This window comes from Sporosarcina cyprini, assembly GCF_022048975.1.
Lineage (GTDB): Bacteria > Bacillota > Bacilli > Bacillales_A > Planococcaceae > Sporosarcina > Sporosarcina cyprini.
On sequence record NZ_JAKMHX010000038.1, the window covers coordinates 104434 to 121711 of the forward strand.

Consider the following 17278-nt stretch of genomic DNA (forward strand, 5'->3'; position numbering starts at 1 on the left):
TCAGCCTCATCCTTTCCGTAAAGTCCTTATTTCTGTTGTGATTTGCCAACTTTCCAATCATATAAAGTTTGCAGTGCTTGCATCGGCGTTAGCTGGAGAACATCCAATTGGCTGAACGCATCCAAGAGGGCTCTCTCCTCCGCCGTAATCTGATTGGAGTCCTGCTGCAAATCAAAAAATGATATTTGCTCCGACACCGCCTGAGGCACTTCGGTAGTTGCCGCGCTCTCAAATTCTCTCAACAGATTTTTTGCACGTTCCAATATATCCTCCGGCAGGCCGGCAAGCTCTGCTACGTGGATCCCATAGCTTTTATCCGCCGCTCCCGGCATAACCTTATGAAGGAAAACTACTTTCCCGTCCTGCTCCATTGCGGCTACATGGACATTTACTAACCGTTCCAAATACTCATCTAAATTCGTCAATTCGTGATAGTGGGTCGAGAATAAAGTATTGGCACCGATTTTATCATGGATATATTCCATCATGGACTGCGCCAGAGACATGCCGTCGTACGTAGAAGTCCCTCTCCCGATTTCATCAAACAGAAGCAGACTCCGGTTTGTCGCATTCATGATCGCATTTTGTGATTCCATCATTTCCATCATGAACGTACTTTGCCCGGAAGCCAGATCATCCGCCGCCCCAATGCGGGTGAAAATCTGGTCGGTGATCGGCAATGTCGCCGATTCACACGGGACGTAACTGCCGATTTGCGCCATGACAACAATTAATGCCACCTGTCGCATGTATGTACTCTTACCGGACATGTTAGGCCCGGTGATGAGCAGCATGTTCGATTCCTCCGTCAGTGTGCAGCTGTTTGGTATATAAAGGGAGTGATCCATCATCTTTTCAACGACCGGATGTCGACCGTTTTTAATCTCCAAACCAGTTCCTGTATGAAATACCGGTTTCGTATACTTATGTTTCTCTGCCACAACCGAGAAAGAGAGAAGGACATCCAACTCCGCCAGAACACTTGCTAGTTGTTGGATTGGTTGGATATGTTCTTTCATCGTTTCTCGAATGCTTGAAAATAATTGATACTCCAGTTCCTGTCCATCCGCTTCCGCATTTAGGATCAGTTCTTCCTTTTCCTTCAGCTCGGGCGTAATATATCTTTCTGCATTAGCCAGTGTCTGCTTTCTTTCATATCGAGTCAAATCCGCATATTGAATATTGGATTTCGTAATTTCAATGAAGTAGCCAAATATCCGGTTGTAGCCTATTTTTAATGATTTGACACCCGTCCGTTCCCGTTCGAGCCGTTCCAAATCGGCAAGCCACGCTTTTCCGTTCTTCGAAGCATCTCTGTATTGATCCAGCTTTTCATCATAGCCGTCTTTAATGATTCCACCTTCTTTAACTGATAAAGGGGGCTGTTCGGCAATGGATGCTTCGAGCATGCTGCAAGCTTCGATGCAAGGATTGATTCGTTCCGCAAATTGGCGTAATGCGGCATGGGAAGAATTCGCAAGATGGCTCTTAATTTCCGGCACATTTCGCAATGAATTCCTTAGCTGCGCCAAATCCCTACCAGAAGCGCTACCCATCGAAATACGTCCTGCCAGTCTTTCGAGATCGTAGACGTTTCGAAGCGCATTGGAAAGGTCTTCACGTAAAAAGAAGTCTTCTAAGAAGGACGCGACGATATTCTGCCTCTCCGTAATGGCTTGCTCGTCCGCTAAAGGCTGGCGAATCCACATTTTCAGCTTTCGTGCACCCATAGCTGTAACCGTTTCATCCAAAAGCCAGTACAGTGTGCCTTCCTTCGTCCCTGTCCGAATGGATTGGATCAATTCCAAATTGCGCATGGAGTTGGCATCGATTGAGAGCTTCGTATTTTTCCTGATAAATTCAAAAGGCTTCAAGTGGGAAAGGGACGTCTTCTGCATGTTGCGTAAATAGGAATACAACATGTGGCACGTCTCTTTCAGCGTTTCTGGAAGATGTATAGATAATTCTTCAGGAACAGCATCTGTCCTTCCGGTTTCCATCGATAACACAATGTTCCGCTTGGCCATGCTGTCATTGAGCGCGATGTGCAGGCGTTCACCGACAACAATCTCTTTAATGCTCAGCGCTTCCACCTCTGCAATAAAGGATCGCTCATCACCATATATGATCTCTGCCTTTCCTTCTCCTGTGGCCAAGTCCAAATACGCAAAGCCATATTGCTGATCCCCTAGATATTCGGCAGCACCGATAAAATGATTGGTATGCGAATCAATCGTCTTTCCTTCCGTTATCGTCCCGGGCGTGATGATTTTAACAACTTCCCGCTTCACGATGCCCTTCGCACTCCGCGGATCTTCCGTCTGCTCACAGATTGCCACCTTATGTCCGTTTTGGACGAGCGTCTCAATATAGCCTTCCGCTGAATGATATGGAACGCCGCACATCGGAATTTTATCGGCTGCTCCGCCGTCCCGGCTCGTTAGCGTAATCTCCAAAATATTGGACGCATTAATGGCATCATCAAAAAACATTTCATAAAAATCGCCCAGGCGGAAAAAGAGGAACGCATCCTGGTGCTGCGCCTTCACTTGTAAATATTGTTGGATCATCGGTGTATATGTACTCATTCTGTAACCTCGCATTTATATTTCTTATATGTAGTAGTATACCAGAAGTGAAAAAGCGGCGAGTGGTTCGGGTAATAATTTCCACGTAAAAAGACAATACGCGGAAAATAGTCTTTGTTCCTTTCATTCGGATATCTCTTGATGTAGACCGGTGCGATGGAGCTAGAGTGAGCGGTAGAAATTCGGTTTAAGGACCAGTTAACGCCAGTATATCAAGCTGAACGCCAGATTAATGAAACGAACGCCAGTATATCAAACTGAACGCCAGATTAAATTGAACCCCAGTAAACCAATTTAATAAAACTAAATCACGATCTGCAAGCATCAAAAAAAGCCGGCTGCTTGAACCGGCTTTAGCGTGAGGATTCGCTTCCTTTGGCTTCTGCATTTTCCGCTCCACTTGCGTGAGAGGAGGATTCGTCTTGCAGCGCCCATTCTTCTTCAAATTGGTGCGGGTGGACGGTAATGCATACTTTTGTTTCTCCGACGACCTCGGCTACCAATTCGCGCTCGACTTTGATGACAAATTTCTCTCCGCAATCTGAGATGACCGCTTCCGTGCAATTTGGATGTTGAACGACATTGACGATTACTTCTTCCTGTCCAGAAGTCGGCTCATCCCGATAATTGAGTCGAATGCGATCCTTGTAGGAAATGCATTCTGTGTAAACGGATGTCTTGGAATGATCGTGGTGGGAGTACCAGACATTCACATCGAACTTTCCGCTTACTTCCACATACCGGCCAGCTTTTTTCGCTTGGTGCGTATGATTGATCACCCAGCAGCCGAGTATGCTTGACGGACGATTCGTCGGCTTTAATGAGACCTCGGATTCGGTCCGTTTCTTCCCCTTTGCGATAACTGCCTTTGTAACAATCTGCCGTAAATTTTTCAGCTCTTTTCCTCCTTCGTTGACTTCTATTCATCCTATGCAACAAACGCCCAGAAAGTGAAAAAAAATCGGCAAGGATTTTATCCTCACCGATTCTATGTGTTAGGCTAGCGGTTTATGCTTTGTGTTTTCTACGTATGATCCTGTTTCGCCGCGCAATAAATCGCCGCCTGTGGATTCGATAATTTCATTCGTTACATTATTGGCAATCGTATTGGAGACCAATTGAAGTAGTGTATTCACTTCCATTTGAGATTGCTTAAATTCTTGGACGATTGGAACCTCGTCAATTTCTTGTTGGATCGTTTCGATTTTTCCTTCAATGATTTGCAGTGCCCGTTCCTTTTCATAATGCTGAAAATTAACTGCCTGTGTTTGAAGGGATTTCAAGCTGGCGATTTTTTCACGGACTTTCTGATTTTCATTGATTTGCGCCTCTGCCCGTTTGAAGAATTCCACTTCTTCGGTATTAGCAATCATATGCGCAATCTCGCGCGCTTTTGCGATGATTTCATCTTTTGTATACATTTTTTCCATTACACTGTCACCTTTTCCTGTTTCACTACGCCGATGAATTCACCGTCGAGCGACCATGTTTTTGCATCTGTAATTTTCACTTCGACAATTTCACCGATCACCGAGCGAGGGGCTCTGAAGTTGACGAGTTTGTTTTTCTCCGTGTAGCCGGAAAGCACATCCGGATTTTTCTTACTTTCTCCTTCTACGAGGACTTTCACGGTTTTGCCTTTGTATGGTTTCATCGCTTCAGCCGACATGTCATTGACGAGCTTATTCAAGCGTTGGAGCCTGTCCCGCTTCACTTCCATTGGTACATTGTCTTTCATTTTCGCAGCCGGCGTGCCTTCCCGTGGTGAATAGATATACGTATAGGCCATTTCAAAACCGACTTCTTTGTATAACGATAGAGTTTCTTCGAACTGCTCATCCGTTTCATTTGGAAAACCGACAATGATATCCGTTGTGAGCGTTACATTCGGGATGGCGGCTTTAATTTTACTGACCAGTTCCAAATATTGCTCACGGGAATATTTACGTGCCATGATTTTCAATATATCACTTGAACCAGATTGGACTGGCAGGTGGATATGATCGAGAAGATTTCCACCTTTCGCCAGCACTTCGATCAAGTGATCGTCGAAATCGCGCGGATGGCTTGTTGTAAACCTGATCCTTGGGATATCGATTTTCCGCAGATCATCCATCAAATCACCAAGGCGGTAGTCGAGATCTTCGAAATCTTTGCCGTATGCATTGACGTTTTGACCGAGAAGCATGATTTCCTTATATCCTTGAGACGCCAAATGGCGAACTTCCTGGATAATATCCTCCGGCCGTCTGCTTCGCTCTTTGCCTCGTGTGTACGGTACGATGCAATAGGTGCAGAACTTGTCGCAGCCGTACATGATGTTAACCCAAGCCTTGATATTGCCGTGCCTTACTTTTGGAAGGTTTTCAATGATATCTCCTTCCTTTGACCAAACTTCTATTACCATTTCTTTTGATAGATAGGCTTCATTCAAAATATTAGGAAGACGGTGGATATTGTGCGTTCCGAATATCATATCGACCTGATCATAGGTTTTTAATATTTTCTTAACAACCGATTCCTCCTGCGACATACAACCGCAGACCCCAATGAGCAAATTTGGATTTTCCAGTTTAAGAGGCTTTAGATGGCCAAGCTCTCCAAACACTTTGTTTTCCGCATTTTCCCGGATCGCGCATGTGTTCAGCAAAATGACATCAGCCGTATCAACTGAATCTGTCGGTTCATATCCAAGCTCCATGAAAATGCCTGCCATAACTTCTGTATCATGCTCGTTCATCTGACAGCCGTATGTGCGGATGTAGAACTTCTTGCCTTGTCCCATTCCACGAAACTGTTCTTCAATGGAGAAATCATGATGGTATTCGATATCCTCTTTGCCCCGCTTTTTAGCGTCTTTCAACGAAGGCGGTGTATAGACAGATTGAAAATATTGGCTATAATCCTTTTCCTCTTTATGGGCAGGTTTCGTAATTCCTGGTTTCAAAAGCCCGTTTTCCAGGCGTTGTTCTTCATTCAAATTAGTCGTCCCCTTTCCTGCAAGCATCGGGAATTTACTCCATACTGACTCCATTATATCGAAAGAGCCCCTTGCTTTACAAGGAGTGGATAGATTGTTGGATGTTTGTCACAATAAAACCAGAAACGGAGATCCCTCCCCTTTTCCGCTCCACCCATTTCGCTCTCTATTTGATCTCATAAAAAAAGAAAAACGGCGAGGAAAACTCTCTGTTTTTCTTCGCCATTTCTATTTACGTTATTAGGACTGCCGTCACCTTACTATTGACGGATACGTTTTTCGACTAGCAGCTTCAGCGCGGTGCGCCCTTCACCATTAATTTGGATATCAGTGAATGCTGGAGCACAGACAAGATCTCCGCCACTCGGAGCGACAAAGCCCCGGGCAATGGCAACTGCTTTGATTGCCTGGTTCAGAGCACCGGCCCCTACTGCTTGCATTTCAGCGTAGCCTTGATCCCGAATGACCGCTACGAGTGCTCCGGCGACTGAGTTCGGATTCGAGCGGGATGATACTTTTAACGGACTCACCATGTTTCCTCCTTATTTTGCGATGTCTATGGAATGAAATTATCCATAGACCATCCTATGAAAACGGAGGGCTTTTTAGACGCGCCTTTTAGACGATGAATGGGCGGTCTTCATTAATGGAAATCCGGCTTACTGATTTCGCTTTACCTGAGTTGTCATCCAATTCGGCAAAAATAGCATTAAGTTGAGTCCTGCCTTTTTTCGGCACTTCAAACCGGACTGGCAGATTGGTACGGAACCGGTAGAGTACATCCTCTTTTTTCATGCCGAGAATTTCATCATACGGACCTGTCATGCCGACATCCGTAATGTAGGCAGTACCTTGTGGCAAGATTCGTTCATCGGCCGTTTGAACATGGGTATGGGTGCCGACGACGACTGATGCTCTTCCATCTAAATGCCAGCCCATTGCGATTTTCTCGCTCGTCGCCTCCGCGTGGAAATCAACGAAAACGAGAGGGGAAATTTGTTTGGCTTCATTCAACAATTCATCGGCGGCTTCAAATGGATCATCATGCGGCGGCAGGAATGTCCGCCCATGCAAGTTAATGACGGATAATGTGACACCGTTCCGCGTTACCGTCGTCATCCCTTTACCAGGCGCTTCTTTGGAAAAATTCGCTGGACGTATCAAATAATCCGTGTCATCGATGAAATCAAAAATCTCTTTGTGATCCCATGTATGATTTCCCATCGTGACAACATCCACGCCTGCACGGAGCAGGTCATCGAAAATGGCTTTGGTAATACCTCTTCCTGATGCTGCATTTTCACCATTGGCAATAATGACATCCGGCTCATATTTCCTCTTTAAGCGCGGCAAATAATCAAATACCATATCCCGGCCCGGGGACCCCACAATATCCCCAATAAATAATACTTTCATCTATAGTCCTCCATAAAAAGAAAAAGACTTCCTAACCGAAGTACAGGAAGCCTGATTCCAACATTATTTTGCGTATTCCACAGCCCGTGTTTCACGGATAACGGTCACTTTGATGTGACCCGGATAATCGAGCTCTTCCTCGATTCTCTTACGAATATCGCGTGCCAATCGATGAGCTGTAATGTCATCGATTTGGTCAGGACGCACAATGATGCGCACTTCCCTGCCGGCCTGGATGGCAAATGATTTCTCAACGCCATCATACGACTCTGAAATCTCTTCAAGTTTTTGTAGCCTGCGGATGTAATTTTCCAGTGTTTCACTGCGTGCACCTGGACGGGCAGCAGATAACGCATCCGCTGCAGCGACAAGCACTGCGATGACCGATGTCGCCTCTTCATCGCCATGGTGCGAAGCAATACTGTTAATGACGACCGGGTGTTCTTTGTATTTCGTAGCGAGTTCCACGCCAATTTGGACGTGGCTGCCTTCCACTTCATGGTCAATCGCTTTCCCGATGTCATGAAGCAATCCGGCACGTCTTGCCAGCGTGACGTCCTCGCCAACTTCTGCAGCCAATAATCCGGCTAAATATGCGACCTCCGTCGAGTGTTTCAAGACGTTTTGTCCATAGCTTGTCCGGAAATGAAGCCGGCCGAGAATTTTGATCAAATCTGGATGGAGATTATGCACACCGATATCGAATGTGGTCTGTTCCCCTTTTTCCCTGATCAGTTCGTCAACTTCACGTCTCGCCTTATCCACCATTTCCTCAATCCGGGCTGGGTGAATCCTGCCGTCTTGTACAAGCTTTTCGAGCGCAAGACGGGCAATTTCCCGGCGGACCGGATCAAAGCCTGATAGAATTACCGCTTCTGGCGTATCATCAATAATCAAATCGATTCCCGTCAACGTTTCAAGTGTACGGATATTGCGTCCTTCCCGACCGATGATTCGACCTTTCATCTCGTCATTTGGCAAATTGACTACTGAGACAGTCGTTTCAGCTACATGGTCAGCAGCAAATCGTTGTAATGCGAGTGATAGGATTTCACGTGCTTTCTTTTCGGACTCTTCCTTCGCACGCTGTTCCGACTCCTTCGTCATTACCGCAATATCTGTGGAAAGCTCGTTCTCGACCTCATCCAGGATAATTCGTTTCGCTTCATCCCGGGTCAGAGCCGAAATCCTCTCCAGTTCTACTTGCTGAACGGTAACGAGTTCTTCCGCCTTGCGTTCCATCTGTTCAATATGCTGTTGTCTTCCTGAAAGCGCTTCATCCTTGCGCTCCAGTCCCGCTTCTCTTTTGTTGAGAGCATCATCCTTGCGGTCAAGATTTTCTTCCCGTTGCAAAAGGCGATTTTCCTGCTTCTGCAGTTCCGCTCTTCTTTCACGGATTTCCGTTTCCGCTTCAATTCTCAATTTGTGATTTTCATCTTTCGCTTCCAACAGTGCCTCTTTTTTCAAAGCCTCCGCTTCACGTTTCGCCTCTTCGACGATCATTTCAGCTGAGTTTTTGGCACCCGTCACTTTTGAATCATTCACTTTTTTCATAACTGAGTAGATAACAACTGCACCGACGATCAGACCGAGCAAAGCGGAGATGATTATTTCAAACATCTAGGTCACCTCCTCCTGCTTATTCTTTTCGTTTTCAGTCGGCACGTATATCAAAACGCAACATACTGCCATAATCATTTCATTGGTGTGAAATTATACAATTCTAATTGTATCCATGAAAATTTGACATGTCAAGGATTCACGAGCCTAACTCACCATAATTTAACGGCTTGTTTTACATGTCAGCTCACACCCATGCGTATTGTGAGTGAATTTTAGAAATAAAATATCAAAATAACTTTCTAACTATTGAATGTCTCTATTAATTTGCAGCAGGATTGAAATAAAACCGACCTTCACGAAATGGAAGATCGGCTGCTATTATTTCTTATTCTTCTTTTTCAAGGAAGAGTTCCAATTCTTCTTCTTCCTCTTCATCATGGCCGGCAATCACGTAATTTGCGCTTGCCAATCCATACGAGTCACGAATTTTATTTGCAATTTCAGCCCGGATATCGGGATTTTCCTTCAAGAACTGCTTCGCATTTTCACGGCCTTGACCGAGTCGCTCCCCTTCATAGGAATACCAAGCCCCGCTCTTTTGGACAACTTCCAATTCGGCGCCAAGATCCACGATCTCGCCTTCTTTGGAAATCCCTTCACCGTACATGATATCGACTTCAGCTGTCCGGAATGGCGGTGCCACTTTGTTTTTTACTACACGGATCCGCGTTTTGTTACCGTTAATATCGTTTCCGGACTTGATCGCTTCCCCTCTGCGCACTTCAAGACGCACGGAGGAATAGAATTTTAGTGCACGGCCACCTGGCGTAACTTCGGGATTCCCGAACATCACACCGACTTTTTCACGGATTTGGTTAATGAAGACTGCGATTGTCTTCGATTTGTTAATAGCACCTGACAACTTACGGAGTGCCTGGGACATGAGACGCGCTTGCAACCCGACATGCGAGTCACCCATTTCCCCTTCAATTTCCGCCTTCGGCACAAGGGCAGCGACAGAGTCGATAACGATAATGTCAATCGCTCCACTGCGCACTAGCGCCTCTGCGATTTCAAGCGCCTGCTCGCCCGTGTCCGGCTGGGATAAGAGCAATTCATCGATGTTGACGCCTAGTTTTTGGGCATAGACTGGATCCAGCGCATGCTCTGCGTCGATAAATGCAGCTTGTCCTCCTGATGCTTGGACTTCCGCAATCGCATGAAGTGCAACAGTTGTCTTACCCGAACTTTCAGGGCCGTATATTTCGATGACACGGCCACGTGGATATCCGCCTACTCCTAGTGCGGCATCCAGTGCCAATGATCCTGATGATGATGTGGAAATTTGACGGTCAGTCTGTTCCCCCAGTTTCATGACTGAACCTTTGCCGAATTGTTTTTCAATTTGTTTCAAAGCTTGGTCTAACGCAGCTTTACGATCGCTCAAAATGATTCCTCCCCTAAAAGGTGTTGTTCTTTTTCTTCCTGTCTCTACTATACTCCTTTTTTGAGAAATACTCAAATAAAAAACGAACGGATATTCGATTTTTTTCTTCAAATCCAGATTTTAATTGAGAATAAGGGGTAAATCCTAGTTTTAATTGAGAAACGGGCCCGAAATAACAAGTTTGGCCCGTTTCAAAAACTGAGATATTTATTTACTGCAGATGCTTAATTAAATAGTATAAAGCGTAGTGGGCAGCTCGCTTGCGATTGGCATTTCTTGAACCCGATAATGATAGGTTATAAGTTTCAACCGTGCCATCTTGCAGTGCGATGCCGATCCATACGGTTCCGACAGGTTCGTTATCGTGCGGATCAGGTCCCGCCACGCCAGTCAAACCGATGCCTATGTCTGAATTGAATTTTCTTTTAACATGCAAAGCTAAGGCAGCGGCGCATTCCTTGCTTACTACACCGAATTCATTGAACAAGGAAGGAGAAATTTCAAGCTGTTCCACTTTAGCCTGTTCATTGTAAACAATCACGCCGCCTTTTAAGGAAGCACTGATGCCTGCTTCACCCGCAAGCTCAGCTAGAAACAATCCGGCAGTCAGGCTTTCAGCCGCAGAAATGGTCAGTCCTTTGTTCAAAAGCAATTCAGCAGCCTTTGAAGACAATGTATCCTCATTCATCCCGTAAATAAAGTCTCCGACAATCGCCCGTATTTCCTCTTCCACTGGATCCATCAGCTGCTCCGCTGCATCGCGGGACGCTGCCTTCGCCGTCAGTCTCAATGTAACAGCGTCAGGAGAGGCAAGCGGCGCGACAGTCGGATTTGTCTGTTTGTCGAGGATCGCCTGAACCCGGTCTTCCAGTTCCGCTTCGCCGATTCCGTAAAATTTTAGTACTCTGGATGCGATCACGTCATTCGTCCCCAGCACGCCAAGCAGAAAAGGGATCGCTTCCTTTTCAAACATAGGTTTCATTTCATGTGGCGGGCCGGGCAGTAATATGTAACGAATACCGTCCTTTTCCATTGCCATGCCAGGCGCCATGCCGTGCCTGTTCGGCAACACATGAGACCCATCCAGCACGAGCGCCTGCTTTTTATTATTTTCCGTCATATGGCGGCCCGTGCGTTTGAAATACGCTTGGATTTCAGTAAGAGCTTCCTCATTGCTAACTAGGGAGACACCTAATCTTGCAGCGATTGTTTCCTTCGTCAAGTCATCCTTTGTCGGGCCGAGTCCCCCGGTGAAAATGATCGTATTTGCACGTTGCTGAGCAATGGCGATCGCCTCGTCCAGCCGCTTTGGATTGTCACCGACTACTGTGTGATAATGGATATCGACTCCAATTTCCGCTAACTTTTGTGAAATGAATGCCCCGTTTGTATTTGTAATCTGGCCTAAGAGCAATTCAGATCCGACTGCAATAATTTCAGCTTTCATGACTCATCCGCTCCCATTTACATCGAATCCAGGAGGACCCGTCTATTTTTATAGAAATAGTCAGCACCTGACCAAATGGTGAAAACAAGAGCGATATAGAGCATGATCGTCCCAAATGGAACATTGATGGCCTCAAAGAAGATGTTGTTCAGCAAGAGGGATGCGATACCGACAAGCTGAGTAGCCGTTTTTATTTTTCCAAGCTGGTTTGCCGCAACTACTTCACCGCCGCCTGCCAGGACTAAACGCAATCCGGTCACAGCAAATTCACGGCTAATAATGATGATGACAACCCAGGAGGGAGCCAAGCCCATTTCGACAAGAATAATCAAAGCCGCAGAAACAAGCAGCTTGTCCGCAAGAGGGTCAAGAAATTTCCCCATATTGGTGACCAAATTATGCTTGCGGGCCAGATGGCCGTCAAACCAATCTGTTGCCGCAGCGATAATAAAGATAAGAGCGCCAATCAATTGTTCAACAGACAGCTCGGTTCCGCCTACTGCCACATTTCCCATGCCGAAATCGACCAGCATGAATATCATGAAAATCGGGATGAGCACGATTCGCGCAACAGTAATCTTATTAGGTAAATTCACAGCTCTCACCTGTCCTTTACAACATTTATGTATTGAAAGAAAATAGTCATCCGCAAAGATGACTATTTTTATTTCTTGTATTCAATAATGATATTTTGCGTCACACGATCAGAAGGATATTTGAGAAGTTCTCCATTTACATAAATCTCAGTATTGATAGTCCTTCCAACCCGGATGCGCACAGATTCTGTATCGGAAACATCTACTTCCAATACTTCGCCCGCTTTTCTAATATCCGCCTTCGGTGTCCGTTCCTGTTGGTCGCTATCCGTAACTGCAATCCAGGAATCGCCGTTTGTCTTAATTTCAAGGTTGAACTTTTCAGCATTCGTCAAGGTATAGGTTGAGGTCTCACCTGCCGTATTCACAAAGGCGAGTTCCTGTACTACGGTTTCTTCAGCGGGCGGTTCTTCGGTCGCCGCTCCATCCTCTTCAGAAGTGCTGTCATTACCTTTTTCTGCATCTCCATCCGCTTTGCCAGGCTTGGAGCTATCCTCTACAGGCGGTTTGCTCTCCATCGTGACGCCTGCTCCTGAGTCTGGTTCCACAAACGGTTTCTCCGGTCTCTTTTGGTATAGAGTCCAGATGACGACGATAATAACAAGAATGAATAACGCCACAATAATCTTCGGAGCCATTTCATTAAACCGGTTGCTCGTACGGAAACTTCGCTTTCTCGACATAGGGGGAGAAGCGACTTGTCCTTCCTCTTCCGGCTTCACATGTGGAGCGGAATCTTTGTAAAGCGCCAGCATTTCATCCGCATCTAATCCGACTGCTTCAGCATATTGCTTAATAAAAGCACGGACATAAAAAGATCCTGGCATCATGCTGTAATCTTCATTCTCAATACCGGAAAGGTACCGTTTCTGAATTTTAGTTAATGATTGCAAGTCATCCAATGAATATCCCTTAGCTGTTCTCGCCTCTTTGAGACGATCACCTAATCCGGTCACTCATATCACCTACCTAAACATTAGAAATTAAACATTCCAAATCCGCCCATCGGTCCGCTGTCGGACATCATATGGTTCTTTTCCATCATTTCATATGTAATTTCTTGATCTGGATCTGTTCGTAATTCGATGATGTAGTCAAAATCCTCCATGTCGTACTCGGAATGCTGCACGAACATGTCAGGATGTTCAACAACCTTGATGGAAGGCATCCGCATCATCTCTCGGACTAGCTGCATATGTCGTTCATCACCGGATTTTCGGGTTACAATACCGTCTAGGATGAAGATATTATCTTTGGAAAACTCATCCCCGGCCAAATTGCTGCGTACCGTCTGTTTAATCATAGTAGACGATAAAAATATCCATTTTTTATTCGCACAAACACTGGCCGCCACTACAGATTCCGTTTTGCCGACGCGCGGCATTCCTCGGATTCCGATTAGCTTATGGCCTTCCTGCTTGAATAATTCAGCCATGAAATCAACTAGAACGCCGAGTTCACTTCGGAGGAAACGGAACGTCTTCCGGTCATCCACATCCCGCTGGATATACCTGCCGTGTCTCACAGCTAAAATGTCACGCAGCTTCGGTTCGCGTATTTTTTTCACTTGGATCGTTTCCATCGTGGATGCAATCAATTCAAAGCGTTTGATTTGATCATCGTTTTCGGTTCGAACGAGCATTCCACGGTGCCCGCCATCCACTCCGTTAATCGTTATGATATTGACGCGCAACATCCCTAATAGGGAAGCGATATCGCCTAGAAGTCCTGGCCGGTTTACTTGAATTTCGTATTCCACATACCATTCACCCATTCAACTTCCCTCCATCCTTCATAGCAGCCTTAAATAGGACGCATTAGATGCAACATAGTTCTATCATAGCGGATTCCCAACATGAATTAAAGCAAAAATGAAAAGTGGACGCAACCCGTCTCTTTCTTCCTTTATATGTACCAACCGCCATTTAATTTTAAAATTTCCCCTGTCATATAATCCGCTTTGCCGCTGATCAGGAAATCTGCCAGATCGGCCACTTGCTCGGGCGTTCCTGTTTGCCTTAACGGAATCTGATCGATTACCATCTGCTTCTCTTCGTCTGAAAGGACGCTATTCATGTCCGTTTCAATCCATCCAGGTGCAATGGCATTGACATTGATGCCTGAATAGGCGGCTTCTTTGGCATAAGCTTTGACAAAGGCGTGCTGAGCTCCCTTCACAGCAGAATACATTACCTCTCCTGCTGCTCCAGTATTTCCCCAGATGGATCCAATGAAAACCACATAAGAATGATCAAAACTCCTCAGCTGAGGAGACAGCAGGCTAATCAAGGCTGCGGGGTTTTTGACATGAACATTCCACAGTGCATCCATTTCAGACAAGGTGGTGTCAGTCAGCAATTTCATGACGGTCTGGCCGCTGGAAACGATAACGGCTTGCACATGACCGACTTGCTGAGACAGAATGTCCGCTCCGTCATTTTGGGAAAGGTCTGCATGCACCAGAATAAATTCACTATCAGGATAGGTGGCCCCGAGCTCCCTTTGAAGAGAAACGGCTGCCGATTTGCCAGTATGATAATGCAGAAACAGCGACCAGCCGGAAGATGCGAGCTTCCGGCTGATCGCCCTGCCGATGCCTCCCGAAGCACCTAAAATGACAGCATGCTTCATTGTGTTATTTCGCTTGGCCAGCAGGGATAATTTTAAAGACAGTATGGCTCTTTGGATCTGCTATAGTTCCGAATGCCTCTTTCAAGTCGTCTCCATCCAGCTGTTCAAGTACCGGCAAGATATCAAATAAATTCATGTCATTAAAAAGATAATGGGTAAACTGGTTGGCGATGAATTCAATCGAGTTCAAGGAGCGCATATATTGTCCGATTCGTTTCTTGCGCGCTCTTTCCAAATCTTCGTCGCTGATGGACCAATTGCCTGCAGTCGACTGAATTGTCGTGTTGATCAACTGCTCCAGTTCATCCATGTGCTCTGTGTCCGAACTAATGACCGCAAAGCCGAAGCTTTTTTCTAAATTGAATTCATATCCATACGATTCATCGATCCATCCTTCGGCATATGCTTTTGAATAAAAATCAGATGATCTGCCGAAAAGGATATCCATTGCTAAACTGACTGCCAGCTCTTGACGAAGCAATTCATCGCCATTCAAATCAGTCCGGTCACATTTCATGCCGTAGCTGAACTTCGGTTTAGTTACGTCCATGCTAATCGATTTACTTGGAATGCCGGCCTCGGACGGTTCCTCATGTTTATCACGCACCACTTCTTCCGGCTCAGAAAATGTTTTAGACGATTGATCTTTTTTCACAAATTCAATCATTTCTTCCGGATCGACCGCTCCGATTGCAAAAAAGACCATATTGGAAGGATGATAAAATGTTTCGTAGCATTCATATAGGTGTTCTGCTGTGATTTTATCTATCGAATCGTACGTTCCAAGAATGTCAATATGAATCGGATGCTGCTTATATAGGTTTTGAATCGTCCCTAAATAGAGGCGCCAATCCGGATTATCCTCATACATCGTAATCTCCTGGCCAATGATCCCTTTCTCTTTTTCGACGGTCTGTTCCGTAAAGTAAGGCTGCTGAACAAAGTCCAACAAGACTTTCGTATTGTCATACAATTTTTCAGTCGTCGAAAACAGATAGGATGTGCGAGTATAGGAAGTGAACGCATTGGCGGAAGCTCCATTTTCACCGAACTTCTGGAAAACGTCCCCCTCTTCCTTTTCAAACATCTTATGCTCCAGGAAATGTGCGATTCCATCAGGCACCCGTACCATTTCCTCTTTACCTCGAGGCACGAATACACTGTCGATCGAACCGTATTTCGTCGTAAACGTTACATACGTCTTGGAGAAGCCTCTTTTAGGCAGAACGTAGACATCCAATCCATTTTCCAACTTCTCATGGTAGAGAGTTTCCTGCAAGTTTTCAAACGTAATTTTTTCCATCATTCAGTCGCCTCTCTTCCCGATAACAAGTAAACCAATTCCAGCTTAATATTGCATGCCATTTTTGTGACATCTTCTTTTGTGACAGTTGCCCACTTGGAAATTAAATTGTCTGCATTAAAATGCTCGTCTAATTGCTTATATTGATCAAACACTTCAATTTGTCCCTTGGCGGAATCGAATGAGCTTCGGATGCTATTGGAAAGAAGCGCAACCGTTTGAGTGATTTCCAAATCCGAAATGTCTCCATTGCGCATTGCCTCGAGCTGCTCTTCAATTAACTTGACCGCTTTTTCTTCCAGCTCCGCATCAATTCCAGCAAGCACATAAATAAGCCCATAATGTGCTGCGTAGGCGCTGTTGACGTAATAAGCCATACTTTCCTTTTCACGTACATTCATGAATAGCTTGCTGTGTGCAAAGCCCCCAAGCACCCCGTTGGCAACTTGCATCTTAATGAAGTCAGGATGAGTAAAAGTTATGGGTGTCTGATAGCCGACTTGCAATTTCCCTTGCTTCATTTCTTGCTTCTCACGTACACGACGCACTTCTTTTACGTCAGGAGCGGAAGTTTCCGTCACTTGCCGGTCAATTGTACGGCCTTTTAATCCAATTAAAGAAGATATTTTTTGGATCAGCTCATCTTCATTGATATCTCCAACTACATAAATATCCACTTCATCCGATGCAAGCATCTCATTGTAAGCGGTTGTAAGTGACTTGGCAGATATTTGATCAACAGCCGATTCAGTGCCGTAAGCAGAAATAGAAGCGGGTTGATCTGGTCTCATCAATTCAAGCATCCGTTTTTGTGCATATCTGGTCTTGTCATCATAGACAGATCGGATTCTTTCTTTCACAACGCGTTTCTCCCGTTGCACCACGTCTTCAGCGAACGAACTATTTTCAAAATTAGGTTCGAACAGGACAACGCGCATCAAATTAAGAATCTCTTCGAACACACCCTGTTCCTTCAAATATTCATCATTGACGCATTCCGTGTTGATCGACAGGATATGTACGTCTCCTCGCTTCGTTACGTCCGTATAATAGACGGTTCCATAAAGAGTATCGAGCGCCCTTTGGAATTCGCTTTGAGATCTGTAAACTGCATTCGAGTCCTGCATGACATTAGCCAAGACTGCACGGTTTGCGTTTTTATCCACATTCAAATCGGATTTGAACTTAATTGATAAATTGATTGTTTTAAACTGCTTCGTATTTCGGACATACAGTGTAACGCCTTCTTGCAGAACTGTTTTCCTAAACATATGAACACCTCTTGTTTTCCTAATATTCCAAGTACC

15 protein-coding genes are annotated in these 17278 nt (G+C 45.4%); all 15 read right to left on the reverse strand.

What is annotated here, in order from left to right:
* Positions 1 to 26: 26 nt before the first annotated feature.
* The 15 genes from mutS to yfmF all read right to left on the reverse strand — a co-directional run bounded on the left by mutS (position 27) and on the right by yfmF (position 17242).
* On the reverse strand, positions 27 to 2588 hold the full coding sequence (mutS, locus tag L7D49_RS19085) for a DNA mismatch repair protein MutS (RefSeq protein ID WP_238083926.1): 2562 nt from the start codon (positions 2586 to 2588) through the stop codon (positions 27 to 29).
* A gap of 353 nt (positions 2589 to 2941) precedes the next feature.
* Positions 2942 to 3511 carry an outer spore coat protein CotE gene (cotE, locus tag L7D49_RS19090; RefSeq protein ID WP_309295951.1) on the reverse strand — a complete coding sequence of 190 codons (570 nt, stop codon included), beginning with the start codon at positions 3509 to 3511 and terminating at the stop codon, positions 2942 to 2944.
* Between the two features lie 72 nt (positions 3512 to 3583).
* Positions 3584 to 4018: a YlbF/YmcA family competence regulator gene (locus L7D49_RS19095; protein WP_238083929.1), complete on the reverse strand. Its 435-nt coding sequence runs from the start codon at positions 4016 to 4018 to the stop codon at positions 3584 to 3586.
* A complete protein-coding gene (gene miaB / locus L7D49_RS19100; RefSeq protein WP_238084349.1) occupies positions 4018 to 5568 on the reverse strand; it encodes a tRNA (N6-isopentenyl adenosine(37)-C2)-methylthiotransferase MiaB in 1551 nt (516 codons plus the stop codon). The genes L7D49_RS19095 and miaB overlap by 1 nt, the downstream gene beginning before the upstream one ends.
* A 260-nt stretch (positions 5569 to 5828) precedes the next feature.
* On the reverse strand, positions 5829 to 6098 hold the full coding sequence (locus L7D49_RS19105) for a stage V sporulation protein S (protein ID WP_207961955.1): 270 nt from the start codon (positions 6096 to 6098) through the stop codon (positions 5829 to 5831).
* Between the two features lie 88 nt (positions 6099 to 6186).
* Positions 6187 to 6984 (reverse strand): TIGR00282 family metallophosphoesterase, encoded by a 798-nt coding sequence (locus tag L7D49_RS19110; protein WP_238083931.1) that lies wholly within the window; start codon positions 6982 to 6984, stop codon positions 6187 to 6189.
* Positions 6985 to 7047: 63 nt separating this feature from the next.
* Positions 7048 to 8604, reverse strand: coding sequence for a ribonuclease Y (gene rny, locus L7D49_RS19115; protein WP_238083933.1), 1557 nt, complete (start codon positions 8602 to 8604; stop codon positions 7048 to 7050).
* 328 nt (positions 8605 to 8932) lie between these two features.
* Positions 8933 to 9994, reverse strand: a complete 1062-nt coding sequence (gene recA / locus L7D49_RS19120) for a recombinase RecA (protein ID WP_269136064.1) — start codon at positions 9992 to 9994, stop codon at positions 8933 to 8935.
* Between the two features lie 211 nt (positions 9995 to 10205).
* The gene (locus tag L7D49_RS19125) at positions 10206 to 11441 is read right to left on the reverse strand and encodes a competence/damage-inducible protein A (protein WP_238083936.1); all 1236 of its coding nucleotides are present in this window, start codon (positions 11439 to 11441) and stop codon (positions 10206 to 10208) included.
* Between the two features lie 17 nt (positions 11442 to 11458).
* Entirely contained in the window at positions 11459 to 12037 is a 579-nt protein-coding gene (pgsA, locus tag L7D49_RS19130) for a CDP-diacylglycerol--glycerol-3-phosphate 3-phosphatidyltransferase (RefSeq protein WP_238083938.1), read from the reverse strand.
* Between the two features lie 68 nt (positions 12038 to 12105).
* Positions 12106 to 12993, reverse strand: a complete 888-nt coding sequence (locus L7D49_RS19135; RefSeq protein WP_238083940.1) for a RodZ domain-containing protein — start codon at positions 12991 to 12993, stop codon at positions 12106 to 12108.
* A 20-nt stretch (positions 12994 to 13013) separates the two neighbouring features.
* Positions 13014 to 13811: a YmfK family protein gene (locus tag L7D49_RS19140; RefSeq protein ID WP_238083942.1), complete on the reverse strand. Its 798-nt coding sequence runs from the start codon at positions 13809 to 13811 to the stop codon at positions 13014 to 13016.
* Between the two features lie 131 nt (positions 13812 to 13942).
* On the reverse strand, positions 13943 to 14668 hold the full coding sequence (gene ymfI / locus L7D49_RS19145) for an elongation factor P 5-aminopentanone reductase (protein ID WP_238083945.1): 726 nt from the start codon (positions 14666 to 14668) through the stop codon (positions 13943 to 13945).
* A gap of 4 nt (positions 14669 to 14672) precedes the next feature.
* The gene (gene yfmH / locus L7D49_RS19150) at positions 14673 to 15971 is read right to left on the reverse strand and encodes an EF-P 5-aminopentanol modification-associated protein YfmH (RefSeq protein WP_238084353.1); all 1299 of its coding nucleotides are present in this window, start codon (positions 15969 to 15971) and stop codon (positions 14673 to 14675) included.
* Entirely contained in the window at positions 15971 to 17242 is a 1272-nt protein-coding gene (yfmF, locus tag L7D49_RS19155) for an EF-P 5-aminopentanol modification-associated protein YfmF (protein ID WP_238083947.1), read from the reverse strand. Before yfmF ends, yfmH begins: the two co-directional genes overlap by 1 nt.
* Positions 17243 to 17278: the final 36 nt, after the last annotated feature.

Bases quoted from the DNA above. Each gene is read 5' to 3' on its own strand.
- mutS (WP_238083926.1), bottom strand. From the start codon at position 2,588: ATGAGTACATATACACCGATGATCCAACAATATTTACAAGTGAAGGCG.
- L7D49_RS19095 (WP_238083929.1), bottom strand. From the start codon at position 4,018: ATGGAAAAAATGTATACAAAAGATGAAATCATCGCAAAAGCGCGCGAG.
- L7D49_RS19110 (WP_238083931.1), bottom strand. From the start codon at position 6,984: ATGAAAGTATTATTTATTGGGGATATTGTGGGGTCCCCGGGCCGGGAT.
- rny (WP_238083933.1), bottom strand. From the start codon at position 8,604: ATGTTTGAAATAATCATCTCCGCTTTGCTCGGTCTGATCGTCGGTGCA.
- L7D49_RS19125 (WP_238083936.1), bottom strand. From the start codon at position 11,441: ATGAAAGCTGAAATTATTGCAGTCGGATCTGAATTGCTCTTAGGCCAG.
- L7D49_RS19140 (WP_238083942.1), bottom strand. From the start codon at position 13,811: ATGGGTGAATGGTATGTGGAATACGAAATTCAAGTAAACCGGCCAGGA.
- ymfI (WP_238083945.1), bottom strand. From the start codon at position 14,668: ATGAAGCATGCTGTCATTTTAGGTGCTTCGGGAGGCATCGGCAGGGCG.
- yfmH (WP_238084353.1), bottom strand. From the start codon at position 15,971: ATGGAAAAAATTACGTTTGAAAACTTGCAGGAAACTCTCTACCATGAG.
- yfmF (WP_238083947.1), bottom strand. From the start codon at position 17,242: ATGTTTAGGAAAACAGTTCTGCAAGAAGGCGTTACACTGTATGTCCGA.